At 72.8% G+C, this 15,325-nt stretch carries 15 protein-coding genes; 8 read left to right on the top strand and 7 right to left on the bottom strand.

The window, feature by feature from the left end; all coding sequences use genetic code 11:
* Positions 1-32: 32 nt before the first annotated feature.
* Positions 33-221, top strand: coding sequence for a regulatory protein AfsS (gene afsS / locus ACZ404_RS24450; protein ID WP_468443257.1), 189 nt, complete (start codon positions 33-35; stop codon positions 219-221).
* A 126-nt stretch (positions 222-347) separates the two neighbouring features.
* Complete coding sequence (locus tag ACZ404_RS24455) at positions 348-1,283, top strand: hypothetical protein (RefSeq protein WP_468443259.1); 936 nt, start codon at positions 348-350, stop codon at positions 1,281-1,283.
* Between the two features lie 960 nt (positions 1,284-2,243).
* Here the strand turns inward: ACZ404_RS24455 and ACZ404_RS24460 are convergent.
* Positions 2,244-3,836, bottom strand: a complete 1,593-nt coding sequence (locus ACZ404_RS24460) for a FadD3 family acyl-CoA ligase (protein WP_468443261.1) — start codon at positions 3,834-3,836, stop codon at positions 2,244-2,246.
* Positions 3,837-3,924: 88 nt separating this feature from the next.
* On the opposite strand from ACZ404_RS24460, the gene ACZ404_RS24465 reads away from it, so the two are divergent.
* The 3 genes from ACZ404_RS24465 to ACZ404_RS24475 are packed head-to-tail and all read left to right on the top strand — an operon-like array spanning position 3,925 to position 6,269.
* Positions 3,925-5,079 carry a lipid-transfer protein gene (locus ACZ404_RS24465; protein WP_468443263.1) on the top strand — a complete coding sequence of 385 codons (1,155 nt, stop codon included), beginning with the start codon at positions 3,925-3,927 and terminating at the stop codon, positions 5,077-5,079.
* Positions 5,080-5,088: 9 nt separating this feature from the next.
* Positions 5,089-5,496 carry a Zn-ribbon domain-containing OB-fold protein gene (locus ACZ404_RS24470; RefSeq protein ID WP_468443265.1) on the top strand — a complete coding sequence of 136 codons (408 nt, stop codon included), beginning with the start codon at positions 5,089-5,091 and terminating at the stop codon, positions 5,494-5,496.
* The gene (locus ACZ404_RS24475; protein ID WP_468443267.1) at positions 5,493-6,269 is read left to right on the top strand and encodes an enoyl-CoA hydratase/isomerase family protein; all 777 of its coding nucleotides are present in this window, start codon (positions 5,493-5,495) and stop codon (positions 6,267-6,269) included. The genes ACZ404_RS24470 and ACZ404_RS24475 overlap by 4 nt, the downstream gene beginning before the upstream one ends.
* A gap of 9 nt (positions 6,270-6,278) precedes the next feature.
* On the opposite strand, the gene ACZ404_RS24480 is transcribed toward ACZ404_RS24475, so the two are convergent.
* The 3 genes from ACZ404_RS24480 to kbpA all read right to left on the bottom strand — a co-directional run bounded on the left by ACZ404_RS24480 (position 6,279) and on the right by kbpA (position 10,247).
* Positions 6,279-6,842: a hypothetical protein gene (locus tag ACZ404_RS24480; RefSeq protein ID WP_468443269.1), complete on the bottom strand. Its 564-nt coding sequence runs from the start codon at positions 6,840-6,842 to the stop codon at positions 6,279-6,281.
* A gap of 125 nt (positions 6,843-6,967) precedes the next feature.
* Positions 6,968-9,307 carry an outer membrane protein assembly factor BamB family protein gene (locus tag ACZ404_RS24485; RefSeq protein ID WP_468443271.1) on the bottom strand — a complete coding sequence of 780 codons (2,340 nt, stop codon included), beginning with the start codon at positions 9,305-9,307 and terminating at the stop codon, positions 6,968-6,970.
* Between the two features lie 187 nt (positions 9,308-9,494).
* Positions 9,495-10,247, bottom strand: a complete 753-nt coding sequence (gene kbpA, locus ACZ404_RS24490; protein ID WP_468443273.1) for an AfsK-binding protein KbpA — start codon at positions 10,245-10,247, stop codon at positions 9,495-9,497.
* 123 nt (positions 10,248-10,370) lie between these two features.
* Here kbpA and ACZ404_RS24495 point away from each other — a divergent pair, with 123 nt between their 5' ends.
* Positions 10,371-11,018 (top strand): TetR family transcriptional regulator, encoded by a 648-nt coding sequence (locus ACZ404_RS24495; RefSeq protein ID WP_468443275.1) that lies wholly within the window; start codon positions 10,371-10,373, stop codon positions 11,016-11,018.
* Between the two features lie 105 nt (positions 11,019-11,123).
* Here ACZ404_RS24495 and ACZ404_RS24500 read toward each other — a convergent pair whose 3' ends face one another.
* Positions 11,124-11,576 carry an Lrp/AsnC family transcriptional regulator gene (locus tag ACZ404_RS24500; RefSeq protein WP_468443277.1) on the bottom strand — a complete coding sequence of 151 codons (453 nt, stop codon included), beginning with the start codon at positions 11,574-11,576 and terminating at the stop codon, positions 11,124-11,126.
* A gap of 82 nt (positions 11,577-11,658) precedes the next feature.
* Between ACZ404_RS24500 and ACZ404_RS24505 the strand changes: the two genes are divergently transcribed.
* Positions 11,659-12,306 (top strand): LysE family translocator, encoded by a 648-nt coding sequence (locus ACZ404_RS24505; RefSeq protein WP_468443279.1) that lies wholly within the window; start codon positions 11,659-11,661, stop codon positions 12,304-12,306.
* Between the two features lie 67 nt (positions 12,307-12,373).
* Here ACZ404_RS24505 and ACZ404_RS24510 read toward each other — a convergent pair whose 3' ends face one another.
* Together ACZ404_RS24510 and ACZ404_RS24515 are read right to left on the bottom strand one after the other, a co-directional pair.
* Entirely contained in the window at positions 12,374-12,871 is a 498-nt protein-coding gene (locus tag ACZ404_RS24510; RefSeq protein WP_468443281.1) for a nitroreductase family deazaflavin-dependent oxidoreductase, read from the bottom strand.
* A complete protein-coding gene (locus ACZ404_RS24515) occupies positions 12,868-14,052 on the bottom strand; it encodes an acyl-CoA dehydrogenase family protein (RefSeq protein ID WP_468443283.1) in 1,185 nt (394 codons plus the stop codon). The genes ACZ404_RS24510 and ACZ404_RS24515 overlap by 4 nt, the downstream gene beginning before the upstream one ends.
* A gap of 119 nt (positions 14,053-14,171) precedes the next feature.
* Between ACZ404_RS24515 and ACZ404_RS24520 the strand changes: the two genes are divergently transcribed.
* Positions 14,172-15,325 (top strand): thiolase C-terminal domain-containing protein (locus tag ACZ404_RS24520; RefSeq protein WP_468443285.1); only part of this gene is annotated, 1,154 nt, incomplete at its 3' end.

The following is a 15,325-nucleotide window of genomic DNA, read 5'->3' on the forward strand; positions in this document are numbered from 1 at the left end:
ACTGCACCATCTACCTCTTGGGGGTCAGCGCCATGCACGAAGACAGCAAGGACATGGAGATCACGACGCTCGACCAGCACGCGCCCGTCCCGCCGAGCAAGGACACGGAGATCACCACGCTCGACCAGCACGCGCCCGTCCCGCCGAGCAAGGACACGGAGATCACCACGCTCGACCAGCACGCGCCGATCCCGCCCGCCCTGGATCTGGGCACCAAGTAAGCCTCATCTCCCGACGGGGGAATCGGCCGCGACGGCACGGAGGGGAGCCGTCGCGGCCGAGGTGTGTGCGGGGTCGCGTTGTCCACAGGCCAAGCGCCACGCTGCGGATTCTGCGACCTTGGCAGGGTGCAGCGGAGAGACCTGCGGACGCTGGCGGTCGGAGGCGTCCTTCTCACCACACGAGCCGTCGCGGCCGGTTGGCCCCGAGGGAGTCTCGCCCGTGCGCTGCGGGACGAGGGCTGGACCCGGCTCCGGTACGGCGCCTGGGCAGAGCCGGGGCGCGATCCGGACCTCCTCATCCGCCTGCGCGCAGTGCAACTCCTCGAACCACGGCTGGTCGTGAGTCACCGCTCAGCGGCGACGATCTGGCGCATCGAGACGCTCACCGGCGCCTCCGGAGCCCCCCTGGAGTTCACCGACCCACAGCTCACCCTCCGCCGCGAGAGCAACGGCCTGCGCGTACACCGGTTACAGCTCAGCCCGCCGGACGTGTGGGAACGACAGGGACTGCGGCTCACACCCCCCACCCGCACCCTCGCCGACCTCCTGCGAGGCGGCCCGCGGGACGAAGCGGTCGTCGCCGTGGACTCTGCTCTCTCCTACCGCAGGATCGGCCCGCTCCGCCGCCCACCGCTCCTCACGCCGGACGCGATCGCCGACGCCCTCGACGCAACGCCACGGGGCGCGGCCAGAGGCCGGGAGTGGCTCCGGCTGACCGACCCGCTCGCCGGATCACCCGCCGAGACAGTCGCCCGCCTGCGCATGCACGACACCGGGCTCCACCCCGAGAGCCAGGCGGAGATGCGCACCCCGGGCGGCCGCCGCCGCTACCTCGACTTCTTCTTCCGCCGGGAGGGGCTGGGGGTGGAGATCGAGGGCTACGCCTACCACGGAACCCGCGACTCCCACCGCCGGGACATCACGAGGTTCAACGAACTCCACCAGTGCCACGAGATCCGCAGCCTCCTCCGCTTCAGCGCCGAGGACGTCTTCCACAGGCCCGCTTACATGCTCGCGGAGATCAGGGCCGCCCTGAGTGCACTGACCGCCGGTCAGCAGTGACCGTTGGGCCGCCCGCTTCTCGGCGATTGTCGTGCTTCCACGACCCGAGTAAAGGGCGCTCCAGCACGGGGGAAAAGCGAGCGAGCAGCCCGGGAAAGCGGGGGCCCAGGTCGGCTGCCCTGAAGTCGGCCCAACAGTGACCCGGCGTGCGGGGGCGCAACCGCGCCTCGCCTGCACGCCGACTGAGTTCGGCGACACCCGGCCATCGGAGAACCGCTCACAGCCTCCGGCCAACGGCGGTCGGCGGTCGGCGGTCGGCGGTCGAGCTTCGGCCGTGGGTCGTCGGCATCGGCAGTCGAACTTCGGCCGCCGGCAGTCGGGCGTCGGATACCAACCTCGGCAATCGGCAGTCGCCCTGCCTTCGGTAATTGTCGGGGGCCTCCGGGGCCTCGGGGCCGATTGGCAGATATGTGCCACCTCCAGGGCCGATCACCGGGGCTTTCGCCACCCATCCCTTGGCACATATCTGCCAATCGCCGGAAGTTTGGGGCCTGTGAGATCCATGTGATGTCAGCCAGCGCCCAAGCCGGCGCCAGACCGACCCGGCCGCCCCCCTCTTCGCACCGCACCCCCACCTACCCACCCGCGCCCCGCACCCCCACCTACCCACCCGCGCACCGCACCCCCACCTCCGCCCCGCCCACCGGCCCCAAGCCGCCAACCCGCCCCAAGCCGCCGACCCGCCCGACGTGCATGCGAGGGCGGACGCGCCCCCACCCGACGGGGCCGATGCAGGAGAGCCAAGGGGTGACGCCGCTGGGCCACCGCCTCTCCGGGCCGCTCGCTCGCTTCTTGCCCGGGCTGGAGCGAGGCGTGTCAAGGGTGGCCCGGAGGGCCATCGGCGACAGCCGACGCGGAGTGGAGCGCAGCGGAACGCAAGCGCCCTTGACTCGGCTCGCGGAAGCCCGACAATGCCGAGAAGCGAGCGGCCCCCACGGCCACTTGAGGGCGCCTCCCGCTTCAGCGTTCTCGCAGCTCGCCCTTCAGTACCTTGCCGCTCGCGTTTCGGGGCAGGGCCGGTACGAAGTGCACCGCCCTCGGCACCTTGTAGTTCGCCATTTCTCTGCGGGCCCAGGCGATCAGGTCGTCCGAGGTGAGAAGCGAGCCGTTCCGGCGCACGACGAAGGCCTTGCCGACCTCGCCCAGGCGGGGGTCCGGGGCGCCCACGACCGCTACGTCGGCCACGTCCGGGTGGTTGGCCAGGAGCTGCTCTATCTCCGCCGGGTAGGCGTTGAAGCCGCCGACGATGAACATGTCCTTGATGCGGTCGGTGATGCGCAGGTTGCCGGACTCGTCCAGGACTCCCACGTCGCCGGTCCTCAGCCAGCCGTCCCCCGTGATCACCTCCGCCGTCGCCGCCTCGTCCTCGTAGTAGCCGCGCATGACGTTGAAGCCCCGCACCAGCACCTCCCCCGGAACACCGGGCGGTACCGGTGTGCCCGACACGTCCACCACCCTCACCTCCGTGCCCGGGATCGCGCGGCCCGAGGTGGAGGCGATGACCGAGGGGGCGTCGCCTCGGCGGCACATCGTGACGATGCCGCTCGCCTCGGAGAGGCCGTAGGCCGTGAGGACCGTGCCCACGCCCAGTTCGTCGCGCAGGCGTTCCACCAGGCGGAGGGGGACCACCGCGGCGCCCGTCACCACCAGGCGCAGCGTCGACAGGTCGTGGGTGTCGCGGGCCGGGTGATCCAGGAGGGACTGGTGGAGGGTGGGCGGGCCGGGGAGGACCGAGACGCGTTCCGCCGCTATGTTCGCGAGGGCCGTGTCCACGTTGAAGACGGGCTGCGGGATCATCGTCGCCCCGCGCATCAGGGACGCGATCACCCCGGCCTTGTAGCCGAAGGTGTGGAAGAAGGGGTTGACGATCAGGTAGCGGTCCGAGCTGCGCAGGCCCGCCAGCTCCGCCCAGATCTCGTACGCCCGGAGGGTCTGGGTGTGGGTGATCACCGCGCCCTTGGGGCGGCCCGTCGTGCCGGACGTGAAGACGATGTCCGAGAGAGACTCGCCGTTGAGCTCGGATGACCGGGCGCCTGCTTCGGCGGCCCCGACACCCTCCCCCGACGCCAGGAAGTCCTTCCACGTCCAGAAGGTCGGGGGCGCGTCGTCCGACAGGACCACCACCCGCTCCAGGGCCGGGAGCCCAGGCAGCGGCCGGCTTCCCGACCGCCCCTCCCCCGCCGCCCTCCGCAGCGACGCCACGTACGACGTGCCCAGGAACGTGCCCGTCACGAACAGCAGCCTCGCCCCGCTCCGGCGGAGGACGTCCGCCGCCTCGGTGCCCTTGAAACGGGTGTTCAGCGGGACCAGGACGGCGCCCGCCGACACCGCGCCCAGGGCCGACACGATCCAGTCCAGGGAGTTGGGGGCCCAGACGGCCACCCGGTCGCCGATCCGGATCCCGGCCGCCAGACAGGCGGCGGCAGCCCGTTCGACCCGGGTGCCGAGGTCCACGTAGGTGATACGGGTACGGCCGTCGACGACCGCCTCCGTGTCCGCGTACCGCTCGGCCGACCATCGCACCAGTTCCGGGACGGTGCCCCAGTCACTCATAGCCGCTCTCCAGCCCTGCGCCCGCACTAGCTGACTGTTCGTCAGATTAGCTGTAACCTGACGCCCTGTCAGGAGAGGGGGCACGGACATGGCAGGACCGGGGCTCAAGGACGCCACCGCCGTCGTCGGGATCGGGCAGACCGCCTTCGCCAAGCACCTACCGGAGGACGAGCGGACCCTGGCCTGCCGGGCCGTGCTCGCCGCCCTCGACGACGCCGGGATCGCGCCCGGCGAGGTCGACGCCCTCGCCTCCTACACCATGGAGGAGACGGACGAGGTCGAGCTGGCCAAGGCGGTGGGGTTCGGGGATCTCACCTTCTTCAGCAAGGTGGGGTACGGGGGCGGCGGCTCCTGTGCCACCGTCGCGCATCTCGCCGGTGCCATCGCCGCCGGACAGGCCACCGTCGGCGTCGCCTGGCGGTCGCGCAAGCGGGGTTCGGGGCCCCGGCCCTGGACCAACACCACCGTCCAGTTGCCGACCCCGGCCCAGTGGACGCGGCCCTTCGGGCTGCTCCGGCCGGCGGACGAGATCGCGATGCTGGCCCGGCGGTACATGCACGAGTACGGCGCCACCCGGGACCATCTGTTCAACGTGGCCCTCGCCTGCCGGAACAGGGCCAACCAGAACCCGGCCGCCGTGATGTACGACCGGCCGCTCACCCGCGAGATGTACATGACCTCCCGGTGGATCAGCGAGCCCCTCTGCCTCTTCGACAACTGCCTGGAGACCGACGGCGCTCTGGCCTGTGTCGTCGTCAGCAAGGAGCGGGCGCGCGACTGCCGGCAGGCACCCGTGTACGTCCACTCCGCCGCCCAGGGGCTGCCCGCCCAGCACCACGGCATGGTCAACTACTGGAACGACGACCCCCTCACCGGGCCGGCCTGGACCGCCGCCCGGCATCTGTGGAAGCACGCGGACTTCACCCCGGACGACGTCGACGTGGCGCAGATCTACGACGCCTTCACCGCGCTCGTCCCGCTCTCCCTGGAGGGCTACGGCTTCTGCGGCCGGGGTGAGGGCGGTGCCTTCACCGAGCAGGGCGCCCTGGAGATCGGCGGGCGGCTGCCGGTCAACACCGGCGGCGGCGGGCTCAGCGAGGCGTACGTCCATGGCTTCAACCTCATCAACGAGGGTGTGAAGCAGCTGCGCGGCACCAGTACCGCGCAGGTTCCGGGGGCCGCCACCTGTCTGGTCACGGCAGGGGAGGGCGTGCCCACCTCCGCCCTGCTGCTGAGGAGTTGAGGAGCGGCCATGCTTGATCCCGTCACGGACGCCGACGGCGCCCCCTTCTGGGAGTACGCCGCCCGCGGCGAGCTGCGCGTCCAGGCCTGCGCCGACTGCGGGGAGCTGCGCTTTCCGCCCCGGCCCTGCTGCCCGCACTGCCAGTCCTTCGCGAGCGAGTGGCGGCCGGTGTCGGGGCGCGGGCGCGTGTGGTCGTACGTCGTGCCGCACCCGCCGCTGCTGCCCGACTATGCCGCGCAGGCGCCGTACAACGTGGTCGTCGTGGAGCTTGAGGACGCGCCCCGGATCCGGATGGTGGGGAACCTGGTCGCCGGCGCCGGTGCGCCGCTCAACTCCCTTGATCCGGAGGGGATAAGGATCGGCACCCGGGTTCGGGTCGTCTTCTCCGGCGGGCTTGCGCAGTGGGTGCCCGCGTGAACACCCTGCTTCTCTCCGTCGACAAGGACAGCGGTGTCGCCGTCGTCACCCTGAACCGGCCGGGGCGGCTCAACTCCATCGACCTGGAGATGGCCGGAGAACTCGCGGGCCTCTGGGGCGAGTTGCGGTTCGACGACTCCGTGCGTGCCGTCGTGGTCACGGGGGCCGGGGAGCGGGCCTTCTGTACCGGGATCGACCGGGACGTCGTCGTGCCGCAGCCCTCGTCGCCGTACATGCAGGACGATCCGCTGCTCGGCGTCGGGCCCAAGGCGAACGACCTGTGGAAACCGGTGGTGGCCGCGGTGCGCGGGATGGCCTGCGGGGGTGCCTTTTACCTGCTGGGCGAGAGCGAGTTCGTCGTCGCGGACACGACGGCCTCCTTCTTCGACCCGCACACGACGTACGGGATGGTCAGCGCCTACGAGTCCGTGCTCATGGCCCAGCGGATGCCGTACGGCGAGGTCGCGCGGATGGTGCTGATGGGGAGCGCCGAGCGGATCGGGGCACGGCGGGCCCACGAGGTCGGGCTGGTCTCCGAAGTCACCGAGGAGGGGCGGGCCTTGGAGGCGGCCGTGCGGTGCGCCGAGGTCATCGCGCGGTGTCCCACCGAGGCCGTGCAGGGGACCGTGCGGGCGCTGTGGGCGGCGCAGGAGGCGGCGCGCGGGCAGGCGTTCGCGCAGGCGCCGCATCTCATCGCGCTGGGGAATCTGCCGGCGGAGCGGCAGGCGGAGCTGTTCGCGGGGCGGCGCGGTGGCGGGTTCCGGACGCGCTGAGCCCGGCGGTCACTCGGGGTTGGCCTCCGGGTCCACCCGGCAGTGGTCGATCCCGGTCCCGTTGCCGCCGTCGGGCTTCACCCGGACCTTCGCCGTGCCCTTCGCCGGCACGGTGACGTCGTCGTAGCCGTAGTCGATCTCGGTGTCGGAGTCGTCGCGGAAGGAGACGTCGACGCTGAAGGTGGCCTTGCGGCTGTTGGGGTTCGTGACCTGGACCGTGGCGTACGGCCTCTTCTCGGTCGCGCAGCTGATCAGCTCGGCATCGCCGTTCCGCAGAGGCCTGCTGCTGCCGCCGGACGGGGTGGAGGTGGCCCGGCGGGTCGGGCGCCGCGTCGAGTAGCCGCCACTCGTGCTGCTGCCGTAGGAGTCATCGGAGTCGTCGGCGTCTGCGGAGGAGCCTCCGCCCGAGGTGGACGACGACGAGGTGTCGTGGTCCTGGTGGGAGCTGCTGCATCCGCCTCCGCCGCCGCTCCCGTGGCGGCTGTGGTGGCGGCCCGTCGAGAAGCCGGTGAGGCCGAGCACCACGAAGGCAAGTACGGCTGTGAACCTGAGCGTGCGCGTCCGTCCGGTCATGTGATCAGCGTATCCAGGGGGGTGCACCGCGTGGCAGGTGCCCGTCGCCCGGGGTAGCGTCAGCCGTGGACGGCCGCCGTCCGGAGCCCTTCCGTGTCACCGGTACGACGGCCGTCACGCGCCGCTCAGGAGGTCCGTGCCGTCCCGGTGCCCTTCTCCGCGTCCAGCGCGTACACGCAGCGGTCCTTGCTGCAGGCGTAGACGACGCCGTCCTTGACGACCGGGGAGCCGGTGATCTCGCCGCCCGTGGCGAGCTTCCAGCGCAGGCGGCCGTCGTCGGACTTGAGGGTGTAGAGCAGGTGGTCGGTGGAGCCGAAGTGGATGCGGCCCTCGGCCACCGCGGGGGCGCCCACGACGTCGCCGCCCGCCTGGAAGCGCCACTTGGGGGTGCCGGTGACGGCGTCCAGGGTGTAGAGGCCCTTGCCGCTGCCGACGTGGACGTGCCCGGCGGCCACCAGGACCGGCTCGATGGAGGAGCGGGCCTCGGTGGCGATGCGCCAGCGGTCGCGGCCGTCGGTGGCGTCGAGGGCGTAGACGGTGCCGAGGTAGTCGGCGAGGTAGATGCCGCCGCCGGTGACGGCGGGGCCGGGGGCGAAGGCGGGCGGGCAGAGGAACACCGCGGGCGCCTCGAAGTGCCAGCGGACCATCCCGCTCGCCACCTCGATGGCGAGGACGCGGGTGCCGGCGGAGACGTAGACGTAGCCGTCGGGCGCCGGGGAGATGCGCACCGGGACGCCGCCGCAGGAGGCCGCGTCGCCGACGGGGTAGGACCAGCGCTCCTCGCCGGTGCGGGCCTCCAGGGCGCGCAGCCGGGCGTCCTGCCAGACGTAGACGGTGCCGTCGTGGACGGCGGGGCCGGCCTCGGGGGACTCGAAGTCGGTCTGGCAGCCGCTGATCTCCCACAGCTTCTGGCCGCTCGCCGCCTCCCAGGCCTGGACACCGCCGCCGCGGGTGCCGGTGACGACGGTGCCGTGGTCGGCGTGCAGGGAGTACACCCAGGCGTCCGTGGACAGCCGCCACAGGTCGGTGCCCTCGCGGGCGTCCAGGGCGAAGAGGGTGGGGCCGTCGGAGGCGTGGATACGGCCGTCCGCGACCGCCATGGACCAGGCGACGTCCCGTGTCTTGAAGCGGCGCCGGCCGGTGGCCACGTCGAGGGCGTGCACCTCGAAGGAGGTGACGTAGACGAGGTCGCCGTCCACGGCCGGGGTGCCCCAGACGTCGTTGGACATGCGGAACCGCCAGGGCCGCCAGCCACTCGCCGTCTCCGGCGGCAGGGCCGGTGCGGCAGGGCCTACGGCAGGGTCTGCGCCGCCCACGCCGGGGCGGGGGCGGGACCAGCTCGCCACGAGGCCGGCCTCCGGCGGGGGTGCCTTGACGGCGGCGGCGCGGGCGTCGGCGACCCGGGGGCCGGGGCCGATGGGCACCGCCGCGCCGGCCAGCCGGACCGGACCGGTGCTCGGGGCGCCGACCGGTGCGGTGGCGGGGACGGCGGGGTCGTAGGAGGGCGGCGGGGGGACGGCGGGCCGGCCGCCGCTGCGCGGGCCGGGCGGGGCGGGCTGGGCCGCCGGGCGGCCGCCGCGGCGGGACTCGATGAGGGCGACGGCCTTCTCGGGCAGCCAGGCGGAGGCGGTGCCGCTGTCGTCGGAACCGGAGCCGAAGAGGTGGGGGGCGAGCTGTGCCTGGAGGTCGGCCGGGGTGGGGCGGCCGGAGGCCTCCATCTGCATGCAGACCTCGATGAGCGGGCGCAGCTCGTCGGGCAGGCCGGTGAGGTCCGGGCCCTCGCGCAGCAGCATGAAGACCGTCTCGACCGGGTTGGCGCCGTGGAAGGGCGGGTGGCCGGTGGCCGCGAAGACCAGCATGGAGCCGAGGGAGAAGACGTCGCTGGCGCCGGTGACGCTGCGGGAGTCCTTGGCCTGCTCGGGGGACATGTACGCCGGGGTGCCGACGGCGACGTTCGTCATCGTCAGGCGGGTGTTGGAGACGCCCGAGGCAATGCCGAAGTCGATCACCCGGGGGCCGTCCTCGACGACCAGGACGTTGGAGGGCTTCAGGTCGCGGTGGACCAGGCCCGCGCCGTGGATGGACTGCAGGGCCTCGGCGACGCCCGCGGCCAGCCAGCGCACGGCCTGGGCCGGCAGCGGCCCGCACTCGTTCACTATCTCCTCGAGGGAGGGCGCGGGGACGTAGGCGGTCGCGAGCCAGGGCACGGCGGCGCGCGGGTCGGCGTCGACGACGGCCGCCGTGTAGAACCCGGAGACCGCGCGGGCCGCCTCCACCTCACGGGTGAAGCGGACGCGGAAGAGCTGGTCCTCCGCCAGCTCCGTGCGGACCGTCTTGATCGCCACGCGCCGGCCGGATGCCGAGCGTGCCAGATAGACCAGCCCCATGCCGCCGGCGCCCAGCCGGCCCAGCACCTCGAACGGCCCGATCCGCCGCGGATCGTGCTGCGTCAGCTGATCCACCACTTGCCTGCCACCTCCCCGTACGAGCCGCGCGCCACCCGCATATGCGAGCGGAGTGCAGCGTCTCACCACCGCACCGCCCGGGCGGCACGCACCCCGATTCTTCCTGGCCGGGCGGCTGGTTGCGAACCCGGTGATAAATAGGGGTGTCTCGTGCTTAATACGGTGATTTCCTGCCATGCCGCGGCGTTCAGCGCTGGAGCACCGCGAACGACGCCCCCTGATTGTCGGTGACGACGGCCACTCGTCCGTACGACGTCTCAAAAGGCGGAGCCTGGATCCGGCCGCCGAGCCGCTGGACGGCCCCGAGGGCGTCGTCGAGGTCCGTGACCCGGAAGTGGGCGAGGAAGTGCGGGGGCATCTCGGCCGGGAAGACCTCCGAGACGTGGGCGCGGCCGAAGTCGGGCCCGGCCTCCGCGCCGAAGAGGGCGTCGTGGAAGAGGTCGCCGTAGAAGGTGTTCGCAGCGGCGGTGTCGCGGGTGTAGAGCTGGGCCCAGACGAAGGTGCCCGGGACGCGCCGCAGGCCGAAGCCCGGGTAGGCGGTGGACTGCCACAGGCCGAACACCGCGCCGTCGGGGTCGGCGGCGAGGGCGGCGGTGCCGAGGTCGTCCACCGCGAACGGGGGGATCACCAGCCGGCCGCCCGCCGCGGTGATCCGCCGGCCGAGGGCGTCCGCGTCCGGGGTGGCGAAGTACACGGTCCAGACGGTGGGCATCCGGCCGTCGGCCTTGCGCCCGAGAGCGGCGACGGGCTTCCCCTCCAGCCGGGCCCACACGGAGGAGCCGGGCGCCTCCTCGAAGGTCCACCCGAAGAGATCGCCGTAGAACCGCTTGCCCGCCTCCAGGTCGGGGAGCTGGGCGTCCACCCAGCAGGGCACGCCCTCCCCGTACACGTCCGCGCTCCCGGATGCCTCTTCGTTCCCGGATGCCCTGTTTTCGGCCATGCCGCCAAAGTAACCGGGCCTCGCGCACCCCGCAGGACCAGCCACACCAGCCCCTCCACACCCCCGCACCCCATTTGCAGTCGGCCGAATCGCGCTCCGATCACCCCTCGGTAAGCTGACGACATGACAGGACAAGTGCGTACCGTCGACGGCCGTGTGGCCGGCCGGCGTGGGCAGGCGACCCGGCAGAAGCTGCTCGACTGCCTCAGCGAGATGCTCAGCTCCTCCCCCTACCGGGACGTCAAGGTCATCGATGTCGCCCGCAAGGCGGGCACGTCGCCCGCGACCTTCTACCAGTACTTCCCCGACGTCGAGGGCGCCGTCCTGGAGATCGCCGAGCAGATGGCGGCCGAGGGTGCCGCACTGACCGAACTGCTCGAGGGACGTGCCTGGGTCGGCAAGGCGGGCTGGCAGACCGCGCAGGAACTCGTGGACGGCTTCCTGGAGTTCTGGCGGAAGAACGACGCGATCCTGCGCGTGGTCGACCTCGGCGCCGCCGAGGGGGACAAACGGTTCTACAAGATCCGCATGAAGATCCTGAACTCGGTGAACAACTCCCTGGCCGACTCGATCGCGGAACTCCAGTCCAAGGGCAGGATCGACAAGGACGTGAACCCGGCGGCGGTGGCCGGATCGCTGGTCGCGATGCTCGCGGCCGTGGCGGCCCATCAGAAGGGTTTCTCCTCCTGGGGCGTGAAGCAGGCCGAACTCAAGCCGAATCTGGCGCTGTTGGTCCACCTGGGCGTGACCGGCAAGAAGCCGACCAGATAACTCCGCGGTTGCTCATCTCCCTTCACGGGTCCAAGTCCTGTCTGGCAGGCGGTGGTTCACCACGGTGAGCCACCGCCTGCGTCGCTGTCGGGACCCGCAAGCGCTTCACGCGGGCAGCGGCCGGTCCCGTACGACGTGCTTCATCACCAGCGTCGAGGTCAGCCGCTGCACGCCGGGGAGGGTCGCCAGGCGTTCGTCGTACAGGCGCTGGAAGGCGGCGAGGTCGGCGGTGGCCACCCGGAGCAGGTAGTCGGGCTCGCCGAAGAGGCGCTGGGCGTCCAGGACGTGCTCCAGCTCGCTGACCGCCCGCTCGAACTCGGCGACCGTGTCCCGGTCCTCCTGCCGCATGGAGACGAAGACCAGCGCCTCGAAGTTCAGCCCGAGCGCGGCCGGGTCCACCACCGCGCGGTAGCCCTCGATGGCGCCGGAGCGCTCCAGCTCGCGCAGCCGGCGGTGGCAGGGCGAGACGCTCAGCCGCACCCGGGCGGCCAGCTCGGTCACGGTCAGCCGCCCGTCCTGCTGCAGCTCGGCAAGGATTTTCCGGTCCACGTCGTCCATGGGGAAGATTCTTGCCCCGCTGTCGCGATCACGGGCAAACTTCGGCAACACTTTCGGGCCATTCACGCCTAATGTCCCCAGCATGGACTCGGGACTGCTCTTCTCCTTCCTCACCGTGGACCTGCTGCTGGTGTGCGTACCGGGCGCCGACTGGGCGTACGTCATCGCGAGCGCGCTGCGCGGCCGCTCCGTGCTGCGCGCGGTGGCGGGGCTGGTGTGCGGGTACGCCCTGCACACCGTCCTGGCGACGGCGGGACTGGCGGTCCTGGTGGCGGGCTCACCCCGGCTGCTGACGGCGCTGACCGTGGCGGGGGCGGGCTATCTGCTGTGGCTGGGGTGGGGCGTGCTGCGCCGGCCGGCGGTGCCGGACGCGGGCGGGCGTTCAGGTGCGGGCCAGGGCGCAGACACGGCCTTCCCCGCCGAAGGCCGGGCCTTCCTGCGGGGTGCCACGATCAGCGGCCTGAACCCCAAGGGGCTGCTGCTCTATCTCTCCGTCCTCCCCCAGTTCCTCACGCTGCGGGGCGCCCATCTGCCCGTACCCGAGCAGACCGCCGTCCTCGGGCTGCTGCACATGGCCTGCTGCGCGGCCGTCTACCTGACCGTCGGTGCGCTCGCCCGCGCCCTGCTCGCGGCCCGCCCGGCGGCGGCCCGCGCGGTCACCCGCACCTCCGGCGCGGCGATGCTCGGCATCGGCGCGTTCCTGCTGGTGGAACGGCTGGCGACGCTCTAGGAGCGGCCGCACACCGGCCAGCCGCGTCACCGACCTGTCCGGCCGGCACGCCCAGACCCCGGCGCGCTCAGGTGCCGTCCGGCTCCCTCCGCACGACCCGGAACAGCCGGATCTCCCGCTCGACCCGGGCCTGGTAGGTGGCGTACGGGGGCCAGAACGCGAGGAGGGCCTGCCAGACGGCGGCCCGCTCCTCCCCCGTGAGCAGCCGGGCGGTGACCGGGATGTCCCGCCCCTTCCAGCTCACCGAGGCCGCCCCGGGATGCGCGAGCAGGTTGTGCGTCCAGGCGGGGTGGTCGGTCCGCCCGAAGTTGGACCCGACGAGGATCCAGCTCTCCGCGCCTTCCTCGGGCATGCAGGCGAGCGGGGTCCGCCGGGGCAGCCCGCTGCGGGCGCCGGTGGAGGTGAGGATCACCCCGGGCAGCATCCGGGAGCTGAGCAGCACCTTCCCCCGGGTGAGCCGGTGGACGGCCCGGTCCAGGGCCGGGACGACATGCGGGGCGACCTTCGCGAACGCCCGCGTGGACGACACCTTCTGCACCCATCGCACCCCGACACCGGCGCTCACACCGCCACCTCCGCACGCGCGAACAGCCCGGACTCCTCGGCGGCCCGGTCCCGCAGCCGGTGCACCGGCCCGAAGAGCAGGTCGTCCCCGGCCGCCCGCTTGAAGTACAGGTGCGCCTCGTGCTCCCAGGTGAAACCGATCCCGCCGTGCAACTGGATCGCCTCTCCGGCCGCGCACCGCAGCGCCTCCAGCGCCTGAGCCAGCGCGAGTCCCCCCACCGTCCCGCCCTGCGCGGCCGCCCAGGCGGCGTAGTAGGCGGCCGAGCGGGCGGCCTGGACCTGGACGTACACGTCCGCGAGGCGGTGCTTGACGGCCTGGAAGGACCCGATGGGCCGCCCGAACTGCTCGCGCTGCCCTACGTACTCCACGGTCCGCGCGAGTGCACGGTCGGCGGCTCCGACGGCCTCGGCGGCGAGCACGGTGGCGGCGGTGTCGCCGAGGGCGGACAGGGCGGGGAGGACGTCCGTGTCGGCGGTGCCCAGCAACTCGGCGCTCACCTCCCGCAGCTGGACGCGGCCCTGCGGCCGGGTGGCGTCAAGGGCGGTCTGCCGGGTCCGGACGACCCCGGGGGCGTCCCCCGCGACCAGGAACAGCAGCGTCCGGGACCGCGTGAACCCCCCGGTGTGCGCGGCGACGACGAGCAGCCCGGCGCCGTGCCCGTCCAGTACCTGGTCGACCTGCCCGTACAGCCGCCACCCGGTCCCGTCCCGCCGGGCCTGCACACCGCCCGCCCGGCCCCCACCGGCGCAGAAGCCGCTGCCCGACTCCGTCAGGCCGAGGGCGGTGGTGAGGGCGGGGCCCGGGACGGCGAGGGCGGCGGTGAGGGCGCCGGCGGCGAGCCGGGGCAGCAGCTCGGCGCGCTGTGCCCGAGTACCGAGGGAGAGGATCAGCGGGGCCGCGAGGACGGAGGTGGCCAGCAGCGGGGACGGCGCCAGGGCCCGGCCCGTCTCCTCGCAGGCGAGGGCGAGTTCGGTGACGGAGCAGCCGACGCCGCCGTAGGCCTCGGGCAGGGCGAGTCCGGGCAGGCCCAGCCGGTCGGCGAGGGCGGCCCACAGGGCCGGGTCGTGACCGGCGGGGCTGTCGACGGCGGCCCGGCGTTCTTCGGCGCCGCAGCGTTTGTGCAGCAGTTCGCGCAGGGTGCGGCGGATCTCGTCCTGCTCGGCGGTGAGACGCGTGTCCATGGCTGATCCGATCCCTCCGACCTGATCTGACGGAGCGTCATGTTAGGGCGGCGGAGGGGGGAAGCCCAGAGCCACGCCACCTGCCGCCGGTCACCTGATCTGATGTACCGTCAGATTCCATGAGACCCGGGAACCGGAAAGTCGCCGTTGCCGGAGTGGCCCTCTCCGACTGCGGCCGGGTGGACGACATGACGCCGTACGCCCTGCACGCCCAGGCGGCCCGCCGTGCCCTCGCCGACGCGGGTCTGGACCGGGCCGTGGTGGACGGCTTCGCCTCGGCCGGTCTCGGCACGCTGGCCCCGGTGGAAGTGGCGGAGTACCTCGGCCTGCGGCCCACCTGGGTCGACTCCACCTCCGTCGGCGGCTCGACCTGGGAGGTCATGGCGGCCCACGCGGCGGACGCCGTCGCGGCGGGCCACGCGAACGCGGTCCTGCTGGTCTACGGCTCGACGGCACGCGCGGACATCAGGGCGGGCCGCCGGACCGGCAACCTGTCGTTCGGCGCGCGGGGTCCGCTGCAGTTCGAGGTGCCGTACGGTCACACGCTGATCGCCAAGTACGCGATGGCGGCCCGCCGGCACATGATCGAACACGGCACGTCGATCGAGCAGTTGGCGCAGGTGGCGGTCCAGGCGCGGGCGAACGCGGCGCTGAACCCGGAGGCGATGTTCCGCGAGCCGATCACGGTCGACGACGTCCTCGCGGGGCCGATGATCGCCGACCCGTTCACCAGGCTGCACTGCTGCATCCGCTCGGACGGCGGGGCGGCGCTGCTGCTGGTGGCCGAGGAGTACGTACGGGACTGCCGGACCCGGCCGGTGTGGATCCTCGGCACCGGAGAGCACGTCTCGCATGCGGCGATGTCCGAGTGGACGGACTTCACGGTCTCCCCGGCGGCGGTGAGCGGACGCCTGGCCTTCGAGCGGGCGGGGGTGGGGCCGGCCGAGATGGACTTCGCGCAGATCTACGACGCCTTCACCTACATGACCCTGGTGACCCTGGAGGACCTGGGCTTCTGCGCCAAGGGCGAGGGCGGGGCGTTCGTGGAGAAGGGACGGCTGCTGGCGCGGGGCGGGGAACTGCCGGTGAACACCGACGGGGGCGGGCTGTCCGCCCAGCATCCGGGGATGCGGGGACTGTTCCTGCTGGTGGAGGCGGTACGGCAGCTGCGGGGCGAGTGCGGCGAGCGGCAGGTCCGGGCCCGGGACGGCGAGCTGCCCCGCCTGGGGGTCGCCTCCGGCACGGGGGGCTGGTTCTGCTCGTCGGGGACGGT

The sequence above is a fragment of the Streptomyces sp. NPDC030798 genome (genome assembly GCF_055572275.1).